Raw genomic sequence first — 11209 nt, forward strand, 5'->3', positions numbered from 1 at the left:
GATTCGTCGGCATCGTCAGTTGTTTATTAGAGACAGGCTTCCAGGTGCCGTTGGCGACCTCGGAGGAGGCGTCGACGGTGTAGGTCTGGTTGATGTTGGCGGTGCTGCCGCCGGCCCGGTTGTGCAGGGTGTAGACGGTGCCGTCGGGGGCGACCAGGTCGACCTTCAGGTCGCCGATGTAGGTGTGGGCGATGTTCACGCCGACCTTGAGGGCGGCCGGGGCGTTGCCGGTGACACCGGTGACGGTGATCGGGCTCTCCACCGTGGCGTTGTCGTTGATCGCGAAGTCCGCGGTGTTCTCGAAGAACGGCGTGTTCGGGGTGGAGGTCACCGCGTTGACGGTGGCCGCCGCGTCGGCGAGGCCGGCGCCGCAGCCGCCGGTGCAGGTGCCGGCCAGCGGGCGGGCGTTGGCCTTGATGGCGGCCTCGACCTGCGCCGGGGTGAGGGAGGGCTTGGCGGCCACGAGGAGCGCGGCGAGGCCGGCGATGTGCGGGGCGGCCATGCTGGTGCCCTGGTACGGCTTGTAGATCTCCGCGCCGGGGGTGGTGGTGCCGTTGTTCAGCGTGGAGAGGATGCCGTTCTCGGGCGTGGTGACGGTGCCGGGCGTGTCGGTGGCGCGGCGGGTCTCGCCGCCCGGGGCCGAGACGTCGACCTTGGCGCCGAAGTTGGAGTAGAAGGAGCGGTCGCCGGTGCGGTTGGTGGCGGCGACGGTGATGACGTTGTTGCAGCTGGCCGGCGTGAAGTTGGCCGCGTCGGCGTTGCTGTTGCCGGCGGCCACGACGACGGTGGTGCCGCGGGCGACGGCCGCGTTGATGGCGTTCTGGTAGCTGGAGCTGCAGGTGCCGGAGCCGCCGAGGCTCATGTTGATGACCTTGGCGGGGGTGGCGTTCGCCGGGACGCCCGCGACGGTGCCGCCGGAGGCCCAGGTGATGGCGTCGACGATGTCCGAGGTGGCGCCGCCGCACTTGCCGAGGACGCGGACGGGCTGGATCTTCGCGTTGTACGCGATGCCCGCGACACCCTTGCCGTTGTTGGTGGCGGCGGCGATGGTGCCGGCCACGTGGGTGCCGTGCCAGGAGGAGTCGCTGGCCTTGGAGCCGGTGCCGCACTCGCCGGCGGCGCTCCAGTCGCCCTGGTCGGCCGGGTTGTTGTCGCGGCCGTTGCCGTCGCGGGCGGCGGTGGAGTCGGAGATGAAGTCGTAGCCGGCGACGATGTTGGGGGCGACGTCGGAGTGGGCCACGTAGCCGGTGTCGATCACGGCGACGGTGACGCCGGCGCCGGTGGTCTTGTCCCAGGCGGCGGGCACGTTCATGCCGGCGGTGGGCTCGAAGAGGTCCCACTGCTTGGCGTACTCGGTGTCGTCCGGGGTGGCCATGGCGTAGGCGCGGGAGTCCGGCTCGACGTAGGCGACGTCCGGGTCGGCGCGGAACTGGTCCATCACCTTGGCGGCGTCGGCCGGGGCGGTCGCACCACCCAGGTTGACGAGCGCGGCTCCGGTGCCCAGGCGGCGGTCGAACTTCGCCTTCTTGCCGGCCTTCTTGCCCTTGGCGGCGGCGTCGTCGGCGGCCGCGGTGTTGGAGCTCGCCTCCGACGCGGAGGACTTGTAGCCGACGATCAGGTTCTCGACCGGGGCGGCGGCGGGGGCGGCGGGGGCCGCCGCGTTCGGGAGGGTGTGGGCGGCCGGGTCGCTCGCGGGGGTCAGGGCCACCGCGGCGGTGGCGGAGCCTGCGAGGAGGGTGACGGACATGGCCACGACGGATATGAGCCGTCGTCGGGGTGCGTGCACGGTGTTCCCCTTACGGGCCGGTTCCGGACAGGCCGGAGCGGCCGGTGTGTGCGGTGTGGGAGGTGGAACAGGCGCCGCGGGACCGGGAGGGCTGGTCATTCCGCCCCGGTCTCCGCCGCGCTCCAGGCCGCCCGGCCGCATCGGCGGGGCTGGGCGACCGCGTGTGTACCGGCGATCCGCGCCTCCGCGTACGGCTTCACACCATGTGGGGTTGGTGCGGGGGCAGTTCGGGGTGCGGGAGACCGCCGGTGGGCAGACAGTAGGCAACGCGGGGATGAACCCGATACAGGGAAAACCCTTGTCCGGACCCTGGGGAAGCCTGTGGAACCCCTGTGAAACACCTGTGCAATCTGCACGCAACGAACGGGCGGCCGCACCGCCCCCGGCGGGCTACTCCCCGTCGCCGCGCGGGTGGAGGGCGCGGAAGTACGTCCAGCTGGTCTCGTTCGGCTCGGTCCACTTCTCCGGGGCGTGTGCGAACTCGGGACGGCGGCCGGAGATGTAGGCGCGGGTGCGCTCGGGGACCTCGGTGTAGGAGCCGAGCTTCACGCCCCGGCAGTGGAAGGTGAGGCCGCCGGGGCGTTGTCCCTGCTCCATCCAGGGCAGCCAGGGGGACATCCGCGTCCAGGACATGGTCGCCGGGACGCTCGGCGCCCCGGAGGCGAGGGCCTCGGCGGGGGTGAAGAACTGGAAGAGTTCCAGGGCCCGGTAGGTGTCGTCGGCGGAGTTGAGCGGGTAGTCCGCGACGGGCAGCGGCGAGGGGTAGGCGAGGGGGATCTCCAGGCTGAAGCAGACCTGGCCGCCGAGTTCGGTCCGGGGGACGGGGAAGGGCCGCAGGCGCAGGTTGGCCGGGTCGTTCCAGACGTGGACCACGGGCTTCCCCTGCCAGGTCTCCAGGATCTCCCGAGTGGCGGGGTCGAGGTAGAAGGCGGCTTCGCGCGAGAGCATCCGGTAGCCGCCCTCCGCCCCGTCGGCCACGAGCCGGGAGACGTTGACCCCTTCGAAGCCGAAGAGGCGCCGGTAGGGCTCGCCGGGGGCCCAGGAGTGGACGTCGCCGGTCCACCAGTAGACGACCTCCTCTCCGTCGAGGGAGGCCCGGGTGCGGGCGAAGTCGCGCAGCAGGTCGTCCGGAGTCATACGGAGAACTCTGGCCGGACGGGATCCGGCCGGGCAAGCACCTGGCGCGCCAACTCCCGCACGCCCCTTCGCGCCCGCCGCCGCGAGACCTACGAGGGGGCGGGGCGCGGCTCGTACGCCCGCCCGGTTGACGGTTGTACGAACCACCGGCGACCGTGACCGCCATGGGGAACCCCTTGGGGAAGGAACACCGGCTTCCGCTGCTGCTGGCCTGCCTGGTGCTGGGCCTCGGGCTCACCGCCGCGGTCCTGGGCGCGTCGCGGGCGGCCGGGCCCGCCTCCGTCGCGGGCCCGTACGTGGACCTGCGGCGGGTGCCGCCCGGGCCCGCCGGGCCCGCGCCGGGGCCGGGGGCGTCCACGGGCACGGTGACGGTGGAGTGCGGGCGCAACGAGGAGGGGCACTGGAACGAGGACAACCTGGTGGTCTCGCCGGGGGTGCGGGCGGGCGCCCACCACACGCACGCGTACGTGGGGAACCTGTCCACCGACGCCCTGTCCACGGACGCCTCCCTGGCCGCCGCCGCGACCAGCTGCACGGGAGGGGACCGCTCCGCCTACTACTGGCCGGTGCTGCGCCGCACGGACCGGCCCGGGAGCGGCCCGCACGAGGGTGCGGCCGGGCACGGCAACGCGGGCGAGATCCTGCCGGAGGCCTCGGTGCGGGTGGAGTTCCGGGGCAGTCCGGTGAGCGCGGTGGTGGCGATGCCCCGGTTCCTGCGGGCGATCACCGGCGACGCCGTCGCCTACACGGCGGGCGGGGGCGCCGGGGTCCGGGCCCGCTGGGGCTGTTCGGGCCTGCCGGACCGGTCCACCACCGGCTACCCGCGCTGTCCGGCGGGCGAACTGGTCACCCGTACGCTGGTCTTCCCCAGCTGCTGGAACGGCCTGGACACCGCCAGCCCGGACCACCGCTCCCACCTGGCGTTCCCCGCCGCCTCCGGGGTCTGCCCGCAGGGCACCTTCCCGGTGCCGGAGCTGCGCGTGTCGCTGGCGTACGCGGTGGCGCCGGGGGTACCGCTGGCGCTGGACTCCTTCCCCGAGCAGCGGCACAGCCCGCTCACCGACCACGCGATGTTCGTGGACGTGATGACCGACGCGCGGATGGCGGAGCTCGTCGCCTGCCTCAACGAGGGCCGCTCGTGCCGGATGTGAGTGACGCAGGTCACGTGAACCGCCGCCGCGTCCGGGGCGTGTTCCGACCGCACCGAATGGCACCAGGCGGACGGAGAGCGTGAATGGCCGGACCACTGTGGCCCCGCGCGCGGCGGGGCTCGACCGACGAGGCTCTGATCAGGGCGGTCTACGAGGAACACGGCAACGCCCTGCTCGCGTACGCCACCCGGCTCACCGGTGACCGGGCCGCCGCCGAGGACGTCGTCCAGGAGACCCTGATCCGGGCCTGGCGGCATTCCGAGGTGCTGGTCAACGGGAAGGGCTCGGTGCGCGGCTGGCTGCTCACGGTGGCCCGGAACATCGTCACCGACCGGTACCGGGCCCGGGCGGCCCGGCCGCCGGAGGTCTCCGACGCGGCGGCCGCTCCCCCGGTGGAGGGCGACCACGCGGATTCCGTGGTGGACACGATGACGGTCCTGGGCGCCCTGGACCGGCTCTCGCCGGAACACCGGGACGTGCTGACGGAGTTGTACTACCGCCAGCACAGCGTGGCGGAGGCCGCCGACCGGCTGGGCATTCCGGCGGGCACGGTCAAGTCGCGCTCGCACTACGCGCTCAAGGCCCTGCGCGCGGTGTTCACGGACGGCGGCGCCGAGGAGTTCGGCGGGAACAGACGATCAGGCCGGCCGCCCCAGCAGCCCGGCGGACTGCGGGAGGTGGTGGCGTGAACGCGCCGCGGCACGAGGAGGAGCTGCTCGGACCGTACGTGCTCGGTGTCCTGGACGAGGAGGACGTACGGCGCGTCGAGGAGCATGTCGGCGACTGCACCGGGTGCCGGGAGGAGGTGGCGGCGTTGCGCGAGATGGAGAGCGTCCTGGGCGAGGTGCCCGAGGAGGCGTTCCTCGACGGGCCCCCGCAGGGCAGCGACCTGCTGCTCCAGCGGACCCTGCGGCAGGTGCGCGGCGAGCGGGCCGCGCGGACCCGGTGGCGGGGCGCGGTGGCGGGGCTGGCGGCGGCCGCTTCGCTGGCGGCCGTGTTCTGGGCCGGGGCCCGGCTGGGCGGGGACGCGGGGAGCACGGCGGCGCTGCCCCCGCCGCCGTCGCCGAGCGCGTCGGCCGCGCCGTCACCGCCGCCGGCCGGGACCAGGGTGGCCTCGGCCACCGATCCGGGTACCGGGGCGCGGATGACCGTGCAGGTGACCCCGGCGTCCCGGTGGATCCGGGTACGGGCGGCGGTGACCGGGGTGCCGGCCGGGGAGCGGTGCCGCCTGGTGGTGGTCTCCCGGGACGGTACGCGGTCCACGGCGGGCGGCTGGGTCGTGGGCACGGCGGAGCACGGCGAGGGCAAGGGCGCGTCCCTGGACGGCTCGGCGGCCGTGGACCCGTCGGACGTGCGGGCGGTGCTGGTGGAGAACGAGTCGGGACGGACCTTCGTGTCCGTGCCGGTGTGAGGACGGGGCCCCGCGCGCGGGGCCCCGTACGGGCCGTCAGGGGTGGTGGAAGCGGACCTCGGGCGCGTCGGCGCTCGGGCCGTCCAGCAGCGGCGCCGGCTTCCCCTTGAGGTGCCGGTCGAAGAAGGCGCAGACGTAGGTCCGGGTCAGCTCCAGGACGCGGGGGCCGGGCAGCGGGGCGTCGGGGTGGGGGACGCCGAGCTGGTCGCGCAGCGCCGGGTAGTCGGTGGGGCCGAAGTGGTCGGTGCCGTCGAGGGTGATCCAGCGCTTCCAGCCGTCGAAGTCGGGCCACAGCTTCGACCAGTTGCCCGACTGCCCCCCGGGCACGCTCGCGGCCGAGCCGAGCAGCATGAAGGGGCGGCCGCCGATCCCGGCGGCGGGATAGGGCTCGGGCAGGCCGCCGTCCATGTTCAGGCCCGCCTTGATCCGCGGGTCGGCGGCCATGGCGGTCAGGGCGGCGGCGCCGCCGATGGAGTGGCCGCCCATGGCGATGCGGCCGGGGTCGATCAGCCCGGCGTGGCGCCAGGCGGGGTGGCGGCCGGTGAGGCGGTCGAGGAGGAAGGAGACGTCTTTGGCCCGCGTGTCGGTGACCGCCTCCCGGCCGCCCGGGCCCTCGGCCTGGTCGCACGCCAGGCAGGTGAGGATCCGGCCGCCGGGGAAGGCGGTGGCGGCGCTCTCGTAGGCGTGGTCCACGGAGGCGACCACGTAGCCCCGGGAGGCCAGTTCCTCGGCGAGGGAGGTGAGGGTGGCGCGCGGGACGGTGAAGCCGGGCGAGAGCACGACCAGCGGGTAGCGGCCGTCGACGGGCCGGGCGCCGACGCGGGCGTGGGCCCGGGTGGCGGCGAAGGCGGCGGGGTCGACGATCTTGTCGAGGCCCTTGTCGGCGAGGATCAGCCGGGCCTCCTCGGTGCTCATGTAGGGCGCCGGGGCGCGTCCGGTGCCGCGCTGCGCCGGATAGCGCAGGGTGACCATCAGCTCGCGGGGGCCTTCGTGGGACCAGGGGTCGGTGCGGCTGCGGTCCACGAGGTGGAGGTCCTCCGAGCCGACGGCGGAACGGCCGGTGGGGGCCGGGAGTTCGGGCCCGGCGGTCCGGGCGTCCACGGACGCGGTGGACGTGGGCGCGGCGGACGCGGTGGAGGCTGCGAGGAGCGGGGCCGGGAGCAGGAGGGCGAGTAAGGCCGCGGCGGCCGCGGTGCGGCGTGTGGTGTTCATGACCACGACGCTATGCGGGGCGCGGGCGGCGCTCGTCGGCCCGCAGGCTGACGCCCGCTCCGTCTGCGGTCGCAGCGGCCGTCCCCGGGAAGTCGTACGGCCGCGGCCGCGCTGCCCGGAAAACGTGACGGGGCCCGGGAATATGTCCAATTCCCGGGCCCCTGTGTGCCACCCAATTGCGCACACCGGCGGCTTTTAAGAGCGGGGATCATCTTGAGGCCGACGTGTTCTGCCTTTGAACTACCGCGCCACGGAAGAGGCGCAGGAGGGACTTGAACCCCCATCCGTCGGTGATCGTCCCTGCTCGGTCGATCCGGTGTTCGGCGGCGAATGCTGAGACTGGAGCGATAATCTGAGATTCAAGGGGCCGCCTCTGCCGGCTTGGGCCACCCCGGCACGAATGGGCCGGGGGAGGGATTCGAACCCCCAACTGACACCCCTGTTTCAGCTTCAACGTCAGTTTCAGCTTGCGCTCTCGCGCACCCCCTGCGCCGCAGGGGGCGTTCTCGGGGCTACCTGAAGAGGTAGCCGAACACGGCGTCGCCGACCCGCTGGTCGGTGACCTCGGCGCCGTTGGCCTCCTCGCGGGCGAACTTCACGGCCTGCTGAAGCCGTTCCACCCGGTCGAGGAGCTCGTTGACCCGGCGGGCGGGCAGGGCGCCGGAGAACTTCACCGTCGTCCAGTAGCCGACCGCGACGTCCTCGTAGTACACCTCGACCTGCGCCGGGTGCTTCTCCGTGGCCTCCGCCTTGACGTGGTTACGCGGCACCTTCTTGGTACGGATGGTGCGTACCGGTTCCGTCTTCCAGGAGTCCGTCGACGGGTCGAGGTTCCAGGACTCCGACGCGTCCAGGACCGGCAGCTTGCGCACGAAGGTGTGCAGGTCGGTCAGCTGCTTCTCCAGGAAGAGCAGGTAGGGCACCGGCACCTGGGCGAGCAGCACGTTGCCGTCGACGACGACGTCCGCGGCCGCGGTGCGGTTCGCCCAGTCCTTGGTGGCCGTCACGTCGAACAGGCGGGTCAGCGTGGTGGCCGTCGCCCGCAGCACGTCCTCCGCCATGACCTGGACCCGGGTCGACTCGGGCGGCAGCTGCTCGCCCTCCTCGTCCTTGGGCTGGTACGTACGCGAGATGCCGGCCAGCAGGGCGGGCTTCTGCACGTCGTGGTGGGCCTGCGAAAGTTCCTGGAGGGACTTGGACTTGACGCCCTTTTCGACTGCGATGATCTGATTCAGCTTCGGCACGTGATCAACCTACCAACGGCTCCGGTACGACTGCCATTCGATTTCCCTCCGCTTTCCTCCGCAGCTCAGGGGTGCAGGCGCACCGGGAGGTCGAACAGGTCGTTCTGGGTCAGGACCGGCTTGTTGCGCAGTTCCCCGGCCGGGACGGCGAGGGACAGGTGCGGGAAGCGGGCGTAGAGGGCCGGGAGGGCCACGCCGGCCTCCAGGCGGGAGAGGGCCGCGCCGGGGCAGACGTGGGGGCCGTGGCCGAAGGAGATGTGCCGGTTGGGGGTGCGGGTGACGTCGAAGGCGCCGGCCGTCTCCCCGTGCCGGGCCTCGTCGCGGCCGAGCGCCCCGAAGGAGACGATCAGGCCCTCGCCCTTGGGCAGGATCCGGTCGCCGACCTCGATGTCCTCGGTGGCGAACCGGATCAGGACGTGCGAGGTGGGGGTGGCCCAGCGCAGGGTCTCCTCGATGACGTTCTCCCAGGGGACCTCGCCCGCGAGGACGAGGGCGCGCTGCTCGGGGTGGGTCTCCAGGGCGACGACGGCGTTGACGATCAGGCTGATGGTGGTCTCGTGGCCGGCGGCGACCATCAGCTGGAGGGTGTTGGTGATCTCCTCGGTGCTCAGGTGGTCGCCGTCCTCGGAGGCGGCGATGAGCGCGCTGGTGAGGTCGTCGCCGGGGTTGGCGCGCTTGGACTCGACGATCCGGGAGAAGAGGGCGCCGAGGTCCGCCATCATCTGCGGGACTTCCTCGGGGCGGGTCTGGGTGGAGAAGAACTTCTCGAACAGGGCCTTCAGGCGCGGGTGTTCGGCGGAGTCCACCCCCATCAGCTCGCTGATGACGTTCATCGGCAGCGGGTAGGCGAAGGCGGCCTTCAGATCGACGGTCCCGTCTTCGGGCAGGCCGGCCAGCTTGTCGAGGGCTTCGGTGGTGAGGGCCTCGATGCCGGCGCGGAGCTTCTCGACGCGGCGGGCGGTGAGGGCCTGGGCGACGAGGGTGCGCAGCCGGCGGTGCTCGTCGCCGTCGACGGTCAGCATGGAGCGGCCGGGGTTGGCGAGGCCGATCAGCGGCCAGTCCAGGGGGATCTCGCCGCGCCGCCAGGCGTCCCACACGTCGATGTCCTTGACGACCCGGGGGTCGGTGAGCAGGGCGCGGGCCTCGGCGTGGTGGGTGACGGCGTAGACGCCGACGCCGCCGGGCAGGACGACGCGGACCAGCGGGCCGGCGGCGCGCAGGGCGGCGCTCTCGGCGTCCAGGTCGGTGACGAAGGGGTCGAGGGTGATCGGGGCGGCGGCGGGGACGGCCCCGGTGTGGTCGATCGGGCAGCTCATCGGGTGGCTCCAAGCGCGGGGGTCGGGGTGTAGGTCACGGGGAGCGCGGTCAGGCCGCGCAGCCAGGGCGAGGGCCGCCGGGTGAGTGCGGCGGCCGGTCCGTCGAGGTCCACGTCGGGGAGGCGGTCGAGGAGGACCTCGATGCCGGTCCGGGCGATGACCTCGGCGACCTCCTGGGCCGGGAAGGGGCAGCGGTGTTCGCCGTGGCCGAAGGAGAAGAAGGCGTTGTTCCCGCCGGTGAGGGCGCCCGCGTCGGTGCGTACGTGCGGGTCGCCGTTGGCGGCGGCCAGGCCCAGCAGGACCAGGTCGCCGCGGGCGATGGTGCGGCCGGCCAGCTTGGTGTCGCGGGTGGTCCACCGTCCGGCGACGTTCTGGGTCGGGGTGTCCTCCCAGAGCACTTCGTTCATGGCCTCGCCGACGCTGTGGCGGCCGCCGGCGAGGGAGGCGGCGAAGCGGTCGTCGGTGAGCATCAGGCGCAGCGAGTTGCCGATCCAGTCGGCGGTGGGCTGGTGTCCGGCGGCCATCATCACCATCAGGTCCTGGGCCACCTCGGCGAGGGTGAACCCGGCGGTGTTGGCCAGCATCCGGGAGGCGACGTCGTGTCCGGGGGCCTCGGCCTTGGCGGCGAGCAGCGCGTACATGGACTCGCCGAGGTGGCGCTGGCCCGCCAGGGCGCCCTCGCGGCCGTTGATCATGTCGTTCATGGCGGTGACGAGGCCGGGGCCCTGCTCGTCGGAGAAGCCGTAGATGCGGGCGAGGACGCGCAGCGGCAGGAGCATGGCGTATTCGCCGACGATGTCGCAGGAGCCCTTGCCGCAGAGGCCGTCGATCAGCTCGTCGGCGAAGCGTTCGGCGTGGCCCTTGAGTTCGAAGGGGTCGACGGACTCCAGGGCCTCGCTGATGACGGCGGCGCGCTCGCGGTGGCGTTCGCCGGTGGTGTAGAGGATGGAGGGCTGCTTGCGGCCGATCATCGGGAGCAGCGGCCAGTCGGCGGGGATGCGGTCCCACTGGTTCCACAGGTCGGAGTCGCGGGAGAACAGCTGCGGGTCGCTGGTGACCTGGTGCAGTTCGCGGTAGCCGAGGACCAGCCAGGCCGGGACGTCCCCGTCGAGGACGACGGGGGCGACGGCGCCGTGGTCGCGGCGCATCTCCCGGTACAGCTCGGCGGGGTCGCTCTGGAAGCGGGGTCCGCCGAGGTAGACGGGCTGGGGCTCGGGGGTGGTCACTGCGTGGGCTCCGGGAGGGTGCGGGGACGGCCCTCGGCAGGAGGGCTCTGGTCTCGGGGGCTCGGGCGCTGCTACGGGAGGGGCTGGAGGCTGCTGAGGTGCTGGAGGTGCTGCACGAGGGAGATGAGCACCTGCTTGCTCGACTCCCGGGAGCGGGCGTCGCAGAACAGCAGGGGGACTTCGGGCGGCAGGTCGAGGGCGGCGCGGATCTGCTCGGGGGTGTGGGCGGGCCCGCCGAAGTCGTTGCAGGCGACGACGAAGGGGGTGCCGTGGTGTTCGAGGCGATCGATGGCGTACCAGGAGTCCGCGAGCCGCCGGGTGTCGACGAGGACGACCGCGCCGAGGGTGCCGGAGAACAGCCGGTCCCACAGGAACCAGAACCGCTCCTGGCCGGGGGCGCCGAACAGGTAGAGCACGTTGCGGGCGTCGAGGGTGATCCGGCCGAAGTCGAAGGCGACGGTGGTGGAGGTCTTGGCGGCGATGCCGTCGGTGTGGTCGACGGCCTCCCCGGCCTGGGTCATCGTCTCCTCGGTGTTCAGCGGGCGGATCTCGCTGACCGAGCGGACCATGGTGGTCTTGCCGACGCCGAACCCGCCCACGATCACGATCTTCAGGCCGTTGTCGGCGGTACTGCGGAGTGCCTGCCGGGGCGCGCCCGGGTCAGAGGTTGCGGAGTCCAACGAGCACCTGCTCCAGGAGTTCGGGTTCGGGAAGGCGGTACGCCGC

General features: G+C 73.0%; 10 protein-coding genes. 3 read left to right on the forward strand and 7 right to left on the reverse strand.

The features are described from left to right. On the reverse strand, positions 1-1747 hold a 1747-nt coding region (locus ACFVXK_RS32910; protein ID WP_389619129.1), incomplete at its 3' end, for a S8 family serine peptidase. A 429-nt stretch (positions 1748-2176) separates the two neighbouring features. Continuing rightward, positions 2177-2923, reverse strand: coding sequence for a DUF1838 family protein (locus ACFVXK_RS32915; RefSeq protein ID WP_389619102.1), 747 nt, complete (start codon positions 2921-2923; stop codon positions 2177-2179). A 164-nt stretch (positions 2924-3087) separates the two neighbouring features. Here ACFVXK_RS32915 and ACFVXK_RS32920 point away from each other — a divergent pair, with 164 nt between their 5' ends. The 3 genes from ACFVXK_RS32920 to ACFVXK_RS32930 all read left to right on the forward strand — a co-directional run bounded on the left by ACFVXK_RS32920 (position 3088) and on the right by ACFVXK_RS32930 (position 5485). Further along, positions 3088-4074, forward strand: coding sequence for a DUF1996 domain-containing protein (locus tag ACFVXK_RS32920; protein ID WP_389619105.1), 987 nt, complete (start codon positions 3088-3090; stop codon positions 4072-4074). Between the two features lie 83 nt (positions 4075-4157). Continuing rightward, positions 4158-4763: a sigma-70 family RNA polymerase sigma factor gene (locus tag ACFVXK_RS32925; protein ID WP_389619108.1), complete on the forward strand. Its 606-nt coding sequence runs from the start codon at positions 4158-4160 to the stop codon at positions 4761-4763. After that, entirely contained in the window at positions 4760-5485 is a 726-nt protein-coding gene (locus ACFVXK_RS32930) for a zf-HC2 domain-containing protein (protein ID WP_389619111.1), read from the forward strand. The genes ACFVXK_RS32925 and ACFVXK_RS32930 overlap by 4 nt, the downstream gene beginning before the upstream one ends. Positions 5486-5521: 36 nt before the next feature. Here the strand turns inward: ACFVXK_RS32930 and ACFVXK_RS32935 are convergent, their stop codons facing one another. The 5 genes from ACFVXK_RS32935 to ACFVXK_RS32955 all read right to left on the reverse strand — a co-directional run. Next, on the reverse strand, positions 5522-6697 hold the full coding sequence (locus tag ACFVXK_RS32935) for an alpha/beta hydrolase family protein (protein ID WP_389619114.1): 1176 nt from the start codon (positions 6695-6697) through the stop codon (positions 5522-5524). Positions 6698-7209: 512 nt separating this feature from the next. Then, a complete protein-coding gene (locus ACFVXK_RS32940; RefSeq protein ID WP_389619117.1) occupies positions 7210-7941 on the reverse strand; it encodes a hypothetical protein in 732 nt (243 codons plus the stop codon). Between the two features lie 65 nt (positions 7942-8006). Next, positions 8007-9257: a cytochrome P450 gene (locus ACFVXK_RS32945; protein WP_389619120.1), complete on the reverse strand. Its 1251-nt coding sequence runs from the start codon at positions 9255-9257 to the stop codon at positions 8007-8009. Beyond that, entirely contained in the window at positions 9254-10483 is a 1230-nt protein-coding gene (locus ACFVXK_RS32950; RefSeq protein ID WP_389619123.1) for a cytochrome P450, read from the reverse strand. Before ACFVXK_RS32950 ends, ACFVXK_RS32945 begins: the two co-directional genes overlap by 4 nt. Before the next feature lie 71 nt (positions 10484-10554). Then, positions 10555-11209 (reverse strand): ATP/GTP-binding protein (locus ACFVXK_RS32955; protein WP_389619126.1); only part of this gene is annotated, 655 nt, incomplete at its 5' end.

This window comes from Streptomyces sp. NPDC058157, from assembly GCF_042884105.1.
In the GTDB taxonomy this organism is placed as follows: domain Bacteria; phylum Actinomycetota; class Actinomycetes; order Streptomycetales; family Streptomycetaceae; genus Streptomyces.